The organism is Brevibacillus fluminis, from assembly GCF_052072235.1.
Lineage (GTDB): Bacteria > Bacillota > Bacilli > Brevibacillales > Brevibacillaceae > Brevibacillus_D > Brevibacillus_D fluminis_A.
Genome location: NZ_CM125436.1, coordinates 1,011,693 through 1,026,326, shown reverse-complemented (window position 1 = coordinate 1,026,326; position 14,634 = coordinate 1,011,693). Strand labels below are relative to the sequence as shown.

18 protein-coding genes are annotated in these 14,634 nt (G+C 52.4%); 16 read left to right on the top strand and 2 right to left on the bottom strand.

Annotation, left to right across the window (positions count from 1 at the left end; genetic code table 11):
- Positions 1 to 23 precede the first annotated feature (23 nt).
- Positions 24 to 455: a VOC family protein gene (locus ACTID9_RS05415; RefSeq protein ID WP_441070224.1), complete on the top strand. Its 432-nt coding sequence runs from the start codon at positions 24 to 26 to the stop codon at positions 453 to 455.
- A 212-nt stretch (positions 456 to 667) separates the two neighbouring features.
- Positions 668 to 1,573 (top strand): EamA family transporter, encoded by a 906-nt coding sequence (locus ACTID9_RS05410; protein WP_441070223.1) that lies wholly within the window; start codon positions 668 to 670, stop codon positions 1,571 to 1,573.
- Positions 1,574 to 1,623: 50 nt separating this feature from the next.
- Here ACTID9_RS05410 and ACTID9_RS05405 read toward each other — a convergent pair whose 3' ends face one another.
- Positions 1,624 to 2,172: a TetR/AcrR family transcriptional regulator gene (locus tag ACTID9_RS05405; RefSeq protein ID WP_441070222.1), complete on the bottom strand. Its 549-nt coding sequence runs from the start codon at positions 2,170 to 2,172 to the stop codon at positions 1,624 to 1,626.
- Positions 2,173 to 2,413: 241 nt separating this feature from the next.
- Between ACTID9_RS05405 and ACTID9_RS05400 the strand changes: the two genes are divergently transcribed.
- The 8 genes from ACTID9_RS05400 to ACTID9_RS05365 all read left to right on the top strand — a co-directional run bounded on the left by ACTID9_RS05400 (position 2,414) and on the right by ACTID9_RS05365 (position 9,196).
- A complete protein-coding gene (locus ACTID9_RS05400; RefSeq protein WP_441070221.1) occupies positions 2,414 to 3,463 on the top strand; it encodes an NAD(P)-dependent alcohol dehydrogenase in 1,050 nt (349 codons plus the stop codon).
- Positions 3,464 to 3,571: 108 nt separating this feature from the next.
- The gene (locus ACTID9_RS05395; RefSeq protein WP_441070220.1) at positions 3,572 to 4,279 is read left to right on the top strand and encodes an SDR family oxidoreductase; all 708 of its coding nucleotides are present in this window, start codon (positions 3,572 to 3,574) and stop codon (positions 4,277 to 4,279) included.
- A gap of 76 nt (positions 4,280 to 4,355) precedes the next feature.
- Positions 4,356 to 4,751 carry a (R)-mandelonitrile lyase gene (locus tag ACTID9_RS05390; protein ID WP_354094120.1) on the top strand — a complete coding sequence of 132 codons (396 nt, stop codon included), beginning with the start codon at positions 4,356 to 4,358 and terminating at the stop codon, positions 4,749 to 4,751.
- A gap of 291 nt (positions 4,752 to 5,042) precedes the next feature.
- On the top strand, positions 5,043 to 6,146 hold the full coding sequence (locus ACTID9_RS05385) for a DmpA family aminopeptidase (RefSeq protein ID WP_441070219.1): 1,104 nt from the start codon (positions 5,043 to 5,045) through the stop codon (positions 6,144 to 6,146).
- 21 nt (positions 6,147 to 6,167) lie between these two features.
- Complete coding sequence (locus ACTID9_RS05380; RefSeq protein ID WP_441070218.1) at positions 6,168 to 6,467, top strand: amino acid permease; 300 nt, start codon at positions 6,168 to 6,170, stop codon at positions 6,465 to 6,467.
- A gap of 86 nt (positions 6,468 to 6,553) precedes the next feature.
- Positions 6,554 to 7,930 carry a sigma-54 interaction domain-containing protein gene (locus ACTID9_RS05375; RefSeq protein ID WP_441070217.1) on the top strand — a complete coding sequence of 459 codons (1,377 nt, stop codon included), beginning with the start codon at positions 6,554 to 6,556 and terminating at the stop codon, positions 7,928 to 7,930.
- Between the two features lie 144 nt (positions 7,931 to 8,074).
- Positions 8,075 to 8,635: a GNAT family N-acetyltransferase gene (locus ACTID9_RS05370; RefSeq protein ID WP_441070216.1), complete on the top strand. Its 561-nt coding sequence runs from the start codon at positions 8,075 to 8,077 to the stop codon at positions 8,633 to 8,635.
- Positions 8,636 to 8,650: 15 nt separating this feature from the next.
- Positions 8,651 to 9,196 carry a GNAT family N-acetyltransferase gene (locus tag ACTID9_RS05365; RefSeq protein WP_441070215.1) on the top strand — a complete coding sequence of 182 codons (546 nt, stop codon included), beginning with the start codon at positions 8,651 to 8,653 and terminating at the stop codon, positions 9,194 to 9,196.
- A gap of 232 nt (positions 9,197 to 9,428) precedes the next feature.
- Here the strand turns inward: ACTID9_RS05365 and ACTID9_RS05360 are convergent, their stop codons facing one another.
- On the bottom strand, positions 9,429 to 10,364 hold the full coding sequence (locus ACTID9_RS05360) for a cation diffusion facilitator family transporter (protein WP_441070214.1): 936 nt from the start codon (positions 10,362 to 10,364) through the stop codon (positions 9,429 to 9,431).
- Positions 10,365 to 10,713: 349 nt separating this feature from the next.
- Here ACTID9_RS05360 and ACTID9_RS05355 point away from each other — a divergent pair, with 349 nt between their 5' ends.
- The 6 genes from ACTID9_RS05355 (at position 10,714) to ACTID9_RS05330 (ending at position 14,607) form a co-directional block, all read left to right on the top strand.
- Positions 10,714 to 10,941, top strand: coding sequence for a DUF1450 domain-containing protein (locus ACTID9_RS05355; RefSeq protein ID WP_441070213.1), 228 nt, complete (start codon positions 10,714 to 10,716; stop codon positions 10,939 to 10,941).
- Positions 10,942 to 11,102: 161 nt separating this feature from the next.
- Positions 11,103 to 11,912: a TrmB family transcriptional regulator gene (locus ACTID9_RS05350; protein WP_441070212.1), complete on the top strand. Its 810-nt coding sequence runs from the start codon at positions 11,103 to 11,105 to the stop codon at positions 11,910 to 11,912.
- A 67-nt stretch (positions 11,913 to 11,979) separates the two neighbouring features.
- On the top strand, positions 11,980 to 12,717 hold the full coding sequence (locus ACTID9_RS05345; protein ID WP_441070211.1) for an AzlC family ABC transporter permease: 738 nt from the start codon (positions 11,980 to 11,982) through the stop codon (positions 12,715 to 12,717).
- Positions 12,708 to 13,040 (top strand): AzlD domain-containing protein, encoded by a 333-nt coding sequence (locus ACTID9_RS05340; RefSeq protein ID WP_441070210.1) that lies wholly within the window; start codon positions 12,708 to 12,710, stop codon positions 13,038 to 13,040. The genes ACTID9_RS05345 and ACTID9_RS05340 overlap by 10 nt, the downstream gene beginning before the upstream one ends.
- Before the next feature lie 208 nt (positions 13,041 to 13,248).
- On the top strand, positions 13,249 to 13,704 hold the full coding sequence (locus ACTID9_RS05335; RefSeq protein WP_441070209.1) for an N-acetyltransferase family protein: 456 nt from the start codon (positions 13,249 to 13,251) through the stop codon (positions 13,702 to 13,704).
- Between the two features lie 6 nt (positions 13,705 to 13,710).
- Complete coding sequence (locus tag ACTID9_RS05330; protein WP_441070208.1) at positions 13,711 to 14,607, top strand: DMT family transporter; 897 nt, start codon at positions 13,711 to 13,713, stop codon at positions 14,605 to 14,607.
- Positions 14,608 to 14,634: the final 27 nt, after the last annotated feature.

The window sequence follows — 14,634 nt, the reverse complement described above, 5'->3', positions numbered from 1 at the left end:
CTTTTTTGAGGAGCTGATTTGACATGGCAATGAATTTGACCCCTTATTTGATGATGAACGACGGTAAAGCAAAGGATGCGATCGCCTATTACGAAAAAGTGTTGGAAGGCAAGGTTCTTTTCCAACAATCGTTCGGCGAAATGCCGGCAAATCCTGAATTCCCATTGCCAGAAGCAGCCAAAGACCTGGTCGCGCACGCGATGATGCAAATCGGCGAATCGACACTGATGTTCTCTGACACGTTCCCTGGCCAAACCGTGCCACAAGGCGGTAACGTGACCATCTGTATCACAATCCCGACCAAGGAGAAAGCGGAGCAAATTTTTGCTGCCCTGCAAGATGGCGGTCAAGTGATCATGCCGTTTCAAGAAACGCATTTCAGCCCAGGCTACGGCATCGTGACGGACAAATTCGGCGTTCCGTTCCAGATTTTCACCGAATCCCAACAAGGATAGGCTCTCCTTGCCGAACGGGAAGTTAAGCATTCCGTTTTAAAACAAACATGCATCCCTGATCGAGACAGCGGGAAAACACATTGTGTTCGCCCTGTTCCCCGGGGGATGCATGTTTTGGCTTCGGCACCCATCATGCGATTCACTTGAATCAAACCGCTTCCACCCCCTATACTGAGTGAGGACTTTCTCACGTTCAGGCAAGGAGGACAATCATGTTGCGCTGGATGTTACTCGTGTTTTTCGGTGCATGCAGTTATGGGATTTTATCCACATTCGTCAAATTGGCCTACGGTGAAGGCTTTGTTGTGCAAGACGTGGTTGGCAGCCAAATGTTTTTGGGAGCGGTCATGCTTTGGGCTCTCGCCTTGTTTGCGCTGCGCCAAAAGCGGCAGTTAAACGGCAAGACCGGTCTGTATTTGCTGATCGCCGGCGTTCCTGCCGGACTAACCGGTGTTTTGTACTATGTGTCGCTTCAATACATTCCCGCGTCGCTTGCCATTGTGCTGCTGTTTCAATTTACATGGATGGGCGTGCTGATCGATGCGGTACTGGAACGGAAGTGGCCGGGCAAGGAGAAGCTGCTGGCGCTTTTGCTCTTGGTGATCGGGACGCTGCTCGCCGGCGGCGTGTTCGAGCAAGATTTGCACGAGCTGCCGCTGATGGGCCTGCTTTTCGGCTTCCTTTCCGCGATTTCGTACTCGATGACGATATATTTCAGCGGCAAGGCAGCGCCGCACGTGAACTTTTGGGTGCGCAGCGCTGTGATGACCACAGGCTCGATGCTGATCGTCTTTTTGATCTTCCCGCCCGCCTTTTTCGTTAACGGTTCGCTTACACATGGACTGCTTCCGTACAGTCTGCTGCTTTCCATTTTCGGGGCTGTCATCCCGCCGCTGCTGTTCAATCTGGGCATTCCGCGCATCGGGGTCGGCTTGGGCACCATTCTCGGCGCAGCAGAGCTGCCTACAGCCGTTATCATGTCCAGCCTGCTCCTTCGCGAACACGTAAGCCTGCTGCAGTGGATCGGGGTCGTTATCATTCTGCTGGGAGTCGCCATTCCGGAGATGATGAGCCGTTGGCAGAACCGGAGGAAAAACGCAGGATCACACGAATCATGATGCATGAGAGCGTCCTCGCAATTACGCAGGACGCTCTTGTTACACATGAATTATAAACTTCTCTCCAGCAATGCCCCGACTTGCTTGGCCATATCTTTCGGCGGATACGGCATCCCACTCCGAATCCACCACTCAATTACCCCTACATAGGCGTTCCCGGCAAATTGCAGCATAACATCTTCACGTAAATCAGTATTCCTGCCGCTCTCCCTGTCAATCTCACCTTTGAACCCTTCAATAAAAGAAGCAAAGAGCCGCGTTCGGAAAGATGACGGGGTCCCTTTACTCGCCAACATGGTCGAAAAAAATAAATAGTTCTCCGCAAAATATTCAAAATAAGGCACAAGCGCATCGGTCCATTCCATCTCGCATGCCCACTTGTCCATCTCTCCTAATTCGTTAATGTGTGTTTCGATGAGTTTGTCCAATAAATCATATTTGTCCTGATAATGAAGATAAATGGTTCCACGGTTTACATTTGCCCGGTCCGCAATATCCTGAATGGTAATATGGTCGAAGCTTTTTTCACTCATCAGTTCAATGACAGCTTTTTTCAAGGATTCTTGCGTTTTCAAAATTCTCCGATCCACTTTGGTCATCGAAAACATCACCCAGCCTTCTGCGAAAATGAACATTTTTGATTAATCTGTTGATATATCAACAGTTTGCACTTTTTTAACCATTGATTGTACTCATCTAGCACATATAATAATAGACACATGTTGATTAAACAACTTATTTTGTTTACCGATTCTGAAATACAGGAACCAGTAGGAGTTGTCCCACATTTCATCCACCCCTTACGAACACACTAATACAAGAATTGCAGGAGGTTACACTATGATTTCGGTACAAGCACGTGCAACATTCAGTCCAGAAGGTCCGTTCAAACTGACCACGATCGAGCGCAGGGATCTCCAGCCGCATGACGTCCTCATTGAGATTAAGTACGCTGGTATTTGCCACTCCGATATTCATACAGCTCGCGGCGAGTGGGGACCGGTAAACTATCCTATCGTTCCAGGGCATGAGATCGCCGGAATTGTTACCCAGGTTGGTTCGGAAGTCACCAGGTTTGCCGTTGGCGATCGGGTAGGCGTAGGCTGCATGGTTGACTCCTGCGGAGAGTGCGTGAACTGTCATAAGGGAGAGGAGCAGTATTGTCTAAGTGGTAATACGGGTACCTATGGAGCCATCGACAGGTACGGACAATATACGCAAGGTGGTTATTCCACCCACATCGTCGTAACCGAAGACTTCGTGGTTCGAATTCCTGACGGGATGGAGCTTGATGTTGCAGCTCCACTTTTATGTGCTGGCATCACGACTTATTCGCCGCTGCGCCATTGGGGAGCCGCTCCCGGCAAGAAGATAGCTGTTGTTGGACTTGGCGGACTTGGACACATGGCGGTGAAGATTGCTCATGCCATGGGAGCAGAGGTTACGGTTTTATCACAAACGGTAAAGAAAAAAGAAGACGGTTTGCAGCTTGGCGCGGACCATTTTTATGCCACGAGTGATCCGGAGACGTTTACGACACTGGCTGGTTCGTTCGACCTCATTGTGAATACAGTGAGCGCGAAGATCGATATTAGTGCCTACCTTTCGTTACTGTCACTGGACGGTACTTTAGTTAATGTCGGTGCGCCGGCTGAGCCTCTGTCCGTTAACGTATTCTCACTGATCGGTCATCGCCGGTCGTTTGCCGGATCGATGATCGGCGGTATCCGCGAAACACAGGAAATGCTGGATTTTTGCGCGGAACACTCTATTACGCCAGAGATCGAGGTTATTTCTGCTAACCAGATTGATGAAGCCTGGGAGCGCGTGCTCGCTTCAGACGTCCGGTATCGCTTTGTGATCGACATCAGCACAATGGAGAAAGAATAACGGTTCATCCTTTCAAAATCGCAGGGGGCACGCCAACAAAGTGTGCCTCTTTCCATAGTGGATACTCTGCCTCAGTCCATGATTAAACCGAAAAATGGAGGGTTTTACATGTCAGTGAATAGAAAGATTGCACTTGTCACTGGCGGGAATCGAGGAGTCGGCTATGAGCTGTGCAAGCAATTGGCTTTGCGTGGATATACCGTCATTTTGACTAGCCGGGATGCAGAGAAGGGTCATGAAGCTGCACAAAAACTGAATGATTCAGCATTGGACGTTTCATTTGTGCAGATGGATGTCGATACTCCGGAAAGTATCCGCCAAGCAGCAATCACAGTCAATGAGCGGTATGGAAGAGTAGACGTATTGATTAATAATGCCGGTGTGTATTTGGATGAGAATGAAGGAATGTTAACGATGGACCCTTCCATTCTGAAGCAAACGATGACAACGAATTTCTTCGGCGCTTACCATGTGATCCGCTCCTTTATCCCCCTCATGCAAAAACAGGGCTATGGGAGAGTGATCAATGTTTCCTCCGAGTATGGGGCGCTAAGTGAAATGTCCGATCAAGGGGCAGGGGCATACAAGTTGTCCAAGTTTGCCCTGAACGGACTGACACAATTGGTCGCAGCAGAAATCAAAGGTGACATCAAAATAAATGCGGTTGATCCGGGATGGGTACGCACAGATATGGGTGGCCCCTCTGCTCCCAGAACTCCCAAGCAAGCTGCCGAGTCGATCCTTTGGTTAGCGACGATTGGACCTGAGGGATCGAACGGGGAATTCTTCAGAGACGGAAAACGTATCGATTGGTAATGATATGGGATACACGGATATTTTATTGGAAAACGACAGGTGTAGATCAAAAACTTAAAATGGAGGTATTGGAGAAATGGAAATCAAAAGAATCGGCTCGCAACCTTCCGGCAAGGGGCCGTCTGAATATTTTACAGGAATGGTTCGTATTGATCCCCTGTTTGGACCAACCGTCCCTGCTCGCGCTGCTGGAGCGACCGTTACGTTTGAGCCTGGTGCACGGACGGCATGGCATACTCATCCACTAGGTCAAACTTTGATTGTAACCGCGGGCAGTGGACGGGTTCAACGCTGGGGAGGTCCGATTGAGGAGATTCGTCCCGGTGACGTGGTCTGGTTCCCGCCGGGTGAGAAACATTGGCATGGTGCTTCTCCAACCACCGCTATGACTCACATTGCCATTCAAGAACATCTTGACGGTAAGGCGGTCGATTGGATGGAGAAAGTCAGTGACGATCAATACCAAGCCTGATCGGACTTGAAATGGGTGTCATCGGTATATTACACGTGAAGCGAACCAGCTTCACGTGTTCACTCATGCTTACACTGTCAGTACAGACTGACACAATACGATCATGACGCACAGCTACGGCTCCCAAAAGCGGGTGAGTCATGCTGGCCAGCTCATGCATGTAAGTATAGACTTACAGTAGCATGAGCTTTTTTTTATGATAGAATCGCATGTCGCACGGCTGGCATGGTTGTTGCTATTTTTAGTGGGCAAACAACCATTCAAGCCGTTCGATACAGGAGGAGACAAAGCATGAGTCGTAAAAAACGTGGACGCGAGTTAGGACTGCCGTTTCCCGGCACACCGGGTGCCTTCAACGCCATCACCGATATTCCAGGCGTGGAGGTTGGCTTCACGACCTTAATCGAAGGAGACGGACCGGTCGAAATCGGCAAAGGTCCGGTGCGCACCGGCGTGACGGCGATCCTGCCTCGCGGAAAAGAGGACCGCCTGCAGCCGGTCTGGGCAGGTTTCTACAGCCTGAACGGCAATGGCGAAATGACGGGGACGCATTGGATCAACGATGCCGGTTACTTTGCCAGCCCGATTTGCATCACCAATACGCATGGTGTCGGGATCGCCCATCACGCAACGACCAAATGGATGATCCGTCATTACCGCGAGCAGTTCGCCAACCAACATCTGTGGGCAATGCCGGTTATCGCCGAGACCTATGACGGCTCGCTAAATGACATCAATGGCCTGCACGTCAAAGAAGAGCATGTCATCGCCGCGATTGAGTCCGCATCGTCGGGACCGGTAGCGGAAGGCAACGTTGGCGGCGGCACCGGCATGATTTGCTATGAATTCAAGGGCGGTACCGGCACATCCTCACGGCAGGTCGAAATCGACGGTACCACCTACACCATCGGTGCATTGGTGCAGGCGAATCACGGCATCCGCGAATGGCTGACTGTTCTGGGCGTGCCGGTCGGCAAGCATTTGACCGAAGGCGCGCACATGAAGCAGGATCGCGGCTCCATCATCGTGATCATCGGCACCGATCTCCCCATGCTGCCGCACCAGCTGAAACGGGTGGCCAAACGCGCAGCGATCGGGATCGGCCGCAGCGGGACGCCCGGCGGCAACAATTCCGGCGACATTTTCCTGGCCTTCTCCACAGCCAATCCGATGGAACTGCCGCAAAACGCTCCGGCCCGGCTCGCGATGGACTATGTGAATGACGAAGTGTTTGACCCCATCTATGAAGCCGCCTGCCAAGCCGTCGATGAATCGGTCATCAATGCGATGCTGGCGGCAGAATCAATGACCTGCATCAAGCCGTATGGAACGACAATGGAAGCGATCGACCACGACCAGCTTCTGGCTGTCATGCGTCAGTACAATCGCGTGTAGTACCCGGAACGGACACCGGCCTTGCAACCGACGACGGGGCCGGACGCTTCCTTTGAAATCGTGCAGGCGATCGGCGGAACGCTGCTGTCCGCCATTTTTACCGCCGGCATCATTACCTCTACCTTTGCCGCTTCGCTTTCGTCACATGCTACTGCCGCCCGCCTGCTTTACGCGATGGGACGGGAGGGGGTGCTGATGCGCAGCTTGTTCGACTATCTGCATCCCCGGTGGAAAACCCCGGTTTTCAACGTGCTGGTCATCGGGGTGTTCTGTCTGCTCGCGCTCTTCCTGGAATTCGCCACCGCTGCTTTTTCCGAGTGATGCGGCATCGCAGACAGGCTCCGCACAGCCTCGGCACCTGTGATACAATGAATCAACATCACAATTCGGGAGTGGATTCGCCTGATATGTTGACCGCAGAAGAATACAAAACCATCCTCGAACATATCGAAGGGCTGATCGTCGTGGACGCCGACGCCCGCATCACCTACATCAACAAGCGGCTCGCCCAGCTGGTCGGCATCGATCCGGAAGAAGCGGTTGGCCGGCATGTCCGCGACGTGATCCCGACGACCAAAGTGCACAAAACCGTCGAAACGCGCGAGCCTTCGCCAGCCGATTTTTACTTTTTAAAAGACCACACGATCGTCAGCAGCCGGTACCCGATTTACGTGAACAACCAGTTCAGCGGCGTCGTCGAGTACGACCTGTTTGATAATTACACGGCCTTGAAAGATTTTTTGAAAAAAGTCGACAGCCTGTCCAACGAACTGAACTACTACAAGCAGGAGCTGAAGCGGCTGCAAGGGAACAAATACTCCATCGACAACATCGTGGGAGAAAGCCCCGCAATCCGGCAACTGCGCCAAGACATCCATACCGCCGCCCGTTCCAATTCAACCGTGCTGATCACCGGCGAATCCGGCTGCGGCAAAGAATTGGTCGCCCACTCCATCCACGCGCTTGGCGAACGCAGCAAAGGCAGCTTTGTGCGGCTCAACTGCTCGGCGATCCCGCTGGAGCTGTTTGAGTCAGAATTGTTCGGCTTCGAGGAAGGCACGTTCACCAACGCGCGCAAAGGCGGCCAGACGGGCAAATTCCAGCTGGCCAACAACGGCACCCTGTTTCTCGACGAAATCAATCAAATGCCGCTCAAGCTCCAGCCCAAAATCTTGCGCGCCCTGCAAGAAAAAGAGATCGACAAAATCGGGGCCAAATTCCCCATTCCGGTCAACGTGCGGGTCATCGCCGCCGCGAACCAGGATTTGCGCGAGCTGGTGGCTGGCGGCGCGTTTCGCGAGGATTTGTATTATCGCCTGAATGTGATCCCGATCCGCATCCCGCCGCTGCGCGAGCGCAAGGAAGACATTCCGCTCCTCGTGCTGGCCTGTATCGAAAACTTGAACCACTTTTTGCAGCGTTCCGTCACCGAAGTGGCGGATGACGTGTTTGGGCTTTTGCAAAGCTACGACTGGCCCGGCAATGTGCGCGAGCTGCAAAACACGCTCGAACGCGTCTTGAACAGCATCGCCGTTGATGTCACCCGGCTGGAGGCGCACCATTTCGAACGCTTTGCCACCGAGATGCTGGCGGCAACCACCCTCTCGCCGCTCCCCTCCGCTCACCAAAATCCGCTGGAGGAAGTAAAGCGGCAGGCGGAACGGCAAGCGATCCTGCAGGCGCTCACCCTATGCGGCGGCAACAAGTCGGAAACGGCCAAGCTGCTGAAAATCCCCCGCCCGCTGCTCTATCAAAAAATGAAGCGGCTTGGGATCGAGCAATGACCGGCTGAAAAACATGACCCAGCTGGAAGGATTTTGCACAAAACGAGAAGAATGTAGGTCCTTCAACGCAAACATTCGGGCTGCGCCAAAGAAAGCGCAGCCTTGGTTGTATGCAGACGAAAAAGCCCAAAGGAGCGTCGAACCATGAACCCATTGCTGATCGATTTCCCCACCCAATTCACTACCGACCGCTTGCTGATTCGCATGCCGCAGCCAGGTGACGGCACAGTTGTCCATCAAGCGATCAAGGCCTCGCAGGCTGAGCTGAAGCCATGGATGCCCTTTGCCCAAAAGGAGCAAACGCCAGAGGATGTCGAGATCAACATCCGGGAAGCCCATATCCAATTTCTCAAACGGGAAGATTTGCGACTGCTTGTCTTTTTGCAGGAAACGGGCGAGCTTGTCGCCTCATCCGGCTTGCATCGCATCGATTGGGATGTGCGCAAGTTCGAGATCGGCTATTGGATCGACACCCGCCACAGCGGCAAAGGCTATATGACCGAGGCGGTCGAAGGGATCACCCGGTTTGCATTTGAACAGTTGCAGGCGCGCCGCGTGGAGATTCGCTGCGATGCCCGAAATGTGAAAAGTCGGGCGATTCCGGAACGATTGGGGTTTGATCTGGAAGGGATTTTGAAGCACGATGATCTGGCAATGGATGGAGTCGAACTGCGGGACACTTGCATTTTTGCCAAAGTCCGATAAACCAGGGGGAGAATAATGAGCATCGAGCCTGTGATCCTATACAAGCGATTGGCGCCGGAAGAAATCGGTCCCGATCTGCTGCAGCACTTTACCCGCCATCAGGTGACGACCGAGGTTTGGGTGAAAGAAAACGACCAGTACAAAACGAAAGCCGATTCGTTCATCGATCATTGGGACGATGCCAAAAAGCAGCAGGTCATCCGGGACTTGCAGTTGTGTGCGCTAGCCGGCGGGCGGGTCGTCGCCGCCATCGCCGCTGGTCGCGTCATCGGCTTCGCCAATGTGGAAAGCACCCGATTCGGCAGCAGCCAGGAGTATGTCGAACTCCCGTACATCCATGTTTCAAACGAATTTCGCAAACGCGGGATCGGGGCTCAGCTGTTTGCCCGCGCCTGTGCGGAAGCGCGCGGACTCCAAGCCAAAAAGCTGTACATCGCGGCACACCCCTCCGTCGAAACCCAGCATTTTTACCGGGCTGTCGGCTGCACGTATGCAGCGGAAGTCAATCAGCAGATTTACGAAAGAGAGCCGCTCGACATTCAGATGGAATACGTGTTGTAAGTTCCCCCCTCCTGTTATGCAGCGAGGGGAAAGCAGCTCTGGGCGTCCTTTTCTCAATCGAAAAGTTCGATCACTCGATCAATTTCTCTATCGCCCTGCGCATTGAAGATGGCAATTGACGATGATACCGTAGAGGAAGAATAATCTGCTCCTGGTGTACGACCGATAAACGAAAAAAGATGGTGAAGCGGCGGAGGGAAACTGCTCGCTTGCACCATCTTTTTTGTTTTTCTTACGCTTGCGCCTGGGACTCCAGGAACTTCCGCCCATATTCGCCGTGATTATGGAACGATGCGTGCTCCGTCTGAATCGTCGCATGGGTAATCCCGTATTTTTCTTTCAGCATTTCATTAATCGCCAGAACAACGCAAAACGTCTGGATGTTTTGATGGACGAACACGTGCGCCGTCAGCGAATAATGCTCGGTCGAGATGGCCCACAGATGCATTTCATGTACGTCCTCGACCCCTTCGATCTTGGCGATTTCGGCGCGAATTTCATCGAGGTCGAATTGCTGCGGCACCGATTCCATCAGGATCAGGTACGACTCGCGAATGATTTTTGCTCCCCCGATAAAAATGATGACGGCAATCACCATACTGATCAAAGGGTCGAAGAAATACATCCCGGTGAAGTAAATCAGAACCGACGAAATAATGACGCCGATTGAGCTGAGCAAATCGCCGATAAAATGCCACAAAGCGCTTTGGACGTTCAAATTCTCCTCTTCCTTCATGCTGCGGGACAGCACGATCGTCAGCACGAGGTTGACGATGAGGCCGATGGAGGAAATGATCAGCATCAGCTTGAAATCGATCGATTGCGGCTGGATAAAACGATGGACCCCTTCAATCAAGATTCCGATCGCGATGATCGCAAGCGCAAGCCCGTTCAAGAAAGAAGCGATGATCTCAAACCGCAAATAGCCAAACGTATGGCGGGCATCCGGTTCGCGGGTCGCCATATAGATGGCCAGCATGCTGAGGCCCAGTGCCAGCACGTCGGAAATCATGTGAGCCGAGTCCGACAGAAGTGCGAGCGAGTTGGAGGCGATCCCTCCGATAATTTCAACAATCGTGAAAAACAGCGTCAGGAAAAGCGTAATCCACAGCGTTTTTTTCGATTTTGATTGTTCCTTTTTGTGTGGGAGATGATGATAATCGTACATGGCGCACCTTCTTTCCATTTTCTGCTTGAAAAATGAACGAATTCGCAGAGAATGATTCTTAATTAGAATAATTTTAATCAAATATTTATTTTTATTATATGCGCTCGCGCCATGTTTTACAATTGGACATTTTGTGGATTTTTATAGTGAAAATCATTATCTGTCAAGAGGTTTCGAGAATTATTATCGACAAAAATGTTAACAGAAAATAAGCACAGCTCGGCGCTCCCCCAGCGCTTGCATGCGTCAACGCGTTGTGACAGTTATGCGCGGACTTGCAGGGTTTGATTGTTTTCATTATTATCTGAACAATCAAACCTAACGGAACGGATGCAAAGGAGTGGAACGCGTGACAGACGTAATCAAATTTTGCCCCTGCAATTTTCCCGACGAGACCGCCGATGTTCGCGAGCAGTTGAAACGGCTGCCCGATCTGACTGTGGTCGATGATTTTTGCGTGCTTTACTGCGGTCAATGTCTGGTTCAGCCCTTCGCCTTGGTGAACAAGAAAAACGTCGCAGGCGACACGCCGCAGGAGTTGCTGGACAATATTTGGGCAGCGCTTGGGCGGGGGTGATTGGCTGTGCGATAGCTCATGTTCCATCTATCTAATGATTCCGTACACTCTTCCCTATGGTGGAGTGTTTTTTCGTGCATCCTGCATTTCAACTCTATACAGGCAGGCATCAATCCCTTATAGTGAGTATTAAGCTAACTACTAACAAGCGAGGTCCCATAATGGAGGATATTTTCAAAGAATTGCAAAAGCTCGGTTTCTCCCCATATGAATGCAAAGCGTACACGACCTTGTTGAAAACGTCCCCGATCACCGGGTATGAGATCAGCAAGCGTTCCGGCGTCCCTCGTTCCATGATCTACGAGGTGCTAGGCAAGCTGCTGGACAAAGGTGCTGTCAATACGGTTCCGTCCGATCCGATTACCTATGTGCCGTTAGCCGCCAAAGAGCTGGTACAGCGGCTTCGCGCCAGCTTTGAACAGTCCTTTTCCTTTCTTGAGCAAAATCTGTCTGCACTCGAAGGCGAGCGTGAAGCCGATGTCATCCGCCGGATTCAAAGCGATGGCGCCGTCATGGACGAAATGCTGCAAATGATCGCGGGTGCCTCGGAAGAGATTTGGCTGTCGATCTGGGAACCGCAGGCGCAGGCGCTCAGCAGCGCGATCTCCAGACGCGAGGCGGAAGGTGTGCTGGTCTACTCGATCCTGTTCGGCGATGCCCGGACCCGCGTCGGCGTCACGTTCCATCATGACTACATGGTTCCGGAAGTGGTCGAGGAGCGGATGGGCGGGCGTTTGACCATTTTGGTGCGCGATCAACAGGAGGTTCTGATCGCCAATTTTTCGGCGCAAGCTGCGGCGTGGGCTGTGAAAACGGAAGACCCTGCGCTGGTTTTGGTCGCGCTGGAGTACATTCGCCATGACATCATGCTCGGCGAGGTGACCAAAGCGCTTGGCCCCGATAAAGTTGAGGCGATGTGGAGAACGAAACCGGATTTGTTTCATATCGTGACAGGCCGACGGTTCAACTAGCTCGAACCGTATTTTTCCCCACATTTTCATAGTCGTTAGTGCCATAACATCCAGGGAGGGAATTCGAATGGGGCAGGAACAAGCCCAGTACAAAACCATTGTCGCCGCTCCTGAAAAGGAGAACCATTTCTTTCGCGGGGTCAAAGATTGTATCCCGACATTATTAGGGTATTTAAGCATCGGATTCGCCGCTGGTGTCGTGGAAAAAACCGCGGGACTCAGCGTGCTTGAAATCGCTCTGCTCAGCTTGATTCTTTATGCCGGCTCTGCACAGTTCATCGCAGCCGGCATGATCGCCGCGAACAGTTCGCCTACCGGCATCATCGTCACGATTTTATTCGTCAATTTGCGGCACATTTTGTTGAGCGCGGCGCTCTCCCCGCATTTTCGCCACCTCACGCCGATGCGCAACATGCTGGTCGGCTCCCTTTTGACCGATGAAACGTTTGGCGTGGCGATCAATGAAGCCGCGCGTCGTAAACATCTGGATGAGAAATGGATGCACGGCTTGAACGTTACGGCTTATCTCAACTGGTTCATCGCCAATCTGGCCGGCGCTTTTTTGGGCCAGTGGATTGCCAGCCCGGAGACATTCGGCCTTGATTTTGCCTTGCCGGCCATGTTTATCGGCCTCTTGATTTTGGCCATGCTCAGCCGAAACACGATCCGGCTCGATGTCATCGTCGCCGTTAGCGCCGTAGTGATCGGTGTGGCGGTCAGCTGCATCGCCTCGGGCAGCCTCGGCGTCATCGTCGCGACGCTCGTCGCCTCTATGATCGGAATGGTGGTGGAAAAATGGAAGTAAGATGGGAGATTTTCCTCATTATTATCGGCTCCGCCCTGGTTACGTTTCTGCCGCGGGTCATTCCGCTGATGGTGCTGAGCCGCTTCGAACTGCCCGGCTGGGCAATGCGCTGGCTGCATTACGTGCCGATCTCGGTCATGGCTGCGCTGATCGGCCAGGAACTGTTGCTCCATGACGGTCAACTTGCCGGTCTGCGCAACAACATCGAGCTGTTCGCCGCCTTGCCGACCTTTTTCGTCGCGATCAAAACGCGCAGCCTGCTGGGGACTGTCGTGGTCGGCGTGATTTCTACAATGGTTTTACGCTTTTGCTTCGCGCTATAGCTTTGTACATAAAGCTGCCGCCGGATTTTTTCTGGCGGTTTTTTGCGCATCCCGCTATTCATTTTCCCATAAATGATTCAATTTGGAATAAACAAACAGTTTTTAATTGGAGTTTTATCCATGTTTTATCGTTTTTTCACCAACTCCAGCATTGGCATATTACTTGCTGAATCGATTATGCAGAAACGATTCATTGGAGGAGATTTTTATGGAAGCCGTGTTGATCCGCCCTGCAACCCAATCCGATTTGCCCCAGCTGCTCGATTTGCTCCATCAGTACATCGTCGATTTTTACCAATCGCCCGATCCAGGAAAAGAAGCGCTCACGAATCTGGTGAATCATCTCCTCGCCGATCCCTCGGCAGGAATCCAGTTCGTCGCTGAAGCAGATGGACAGCGGCTTGTCGGGTTCGCCACCTTGTACTTCACCTTCAACACCCTTGAAGCCAAACGGATGGCCTTCCTCTATGACTTGTTCGTCGTGCCGGGTACCCGTGGACAAAAAATCGGCGAGCGGCTGTTCCAAACTTGCCTGTCCCACATCAGGGAAAACGGCTATTCCCACATGATTTGGGAAACCGCGCACGACAACCATACGGCACAGGCGCTGTATGACAAAATGGGTGCCCAGAAGCAAGTTTGGCTCAACTATGAAATCAAGTAACCGCATATGGTAAAAGGATATTTGTACGCACTTCTTTCCACCTTTTGCTTTGCGCTGCCGACCGTGTTCACCGTTTTTGCCTACCGGGACGGCTTGACCCCGCAAAGCCTGGTTTTCAACCAAACGTTGATCGCCGCTATCTTGCTTATGCTCTATATCAAATGGATCGGCGTCCCGTTTCCCCGGCTGACCATGCGAAGCGCAGCCGATTTCTTCCTGGCGGGCGCAGGCAAAGCGATCACCGTTATGGCCATGTTTATGGCAATCAGCGTGATGGACGTTTCGTTAGTGATGACGCTGATTTTCATGTATCCCGCATCTGTCGTGCTGCTGGAGCTGTTCATCGACAAAAAACGGCTGAATCCCCAGCAAATCGCCGGTCTGTTCTGCACGCTCGCTGGGGAGCTGTTCGTTTTGGAGGTGTTCCAAGGCGACTTTTCCCAGCTCTCGGTCATCGGCATCCTGCTCGGCCTGCTCTCCGGGCTTGCCTGGGGTTGGATGATCTATTGGAGCAACAAACGGCTAGGTGCATTTCCGCCGCTCATCGTCACCGGGTTTACCACCATTGTCAGCGTTGTTCTTTATTTGATTATGATGCCGCCGCTTTACCTGTTTACAACGCCGATCACGTTGCCAATGATTGGCTGGTCACTCTTTTTCGGGGTCATTGCCCAGGTGGTTGCGCTGTTGTTTATGTTTACCGGAATCAATCGGATCGGCGCCGCACGGTTTTCCATCATCAGCGTCTGCGAGCTGCCGATTACCGTGCTGCTCGCCTTTCTTCTGCTGGGCGAGCAGATGGATGCATGGCAGCTCCTCGGCGGCGGGCTTATTTTATCAGGGATCGTGCTGTTCGACTGGGCGCAATTCCGGGCTGCACTCGTATCGCGCGAGGTAGTGTAAGCGTGAAAAAATCCGCCGGCTTCCCGT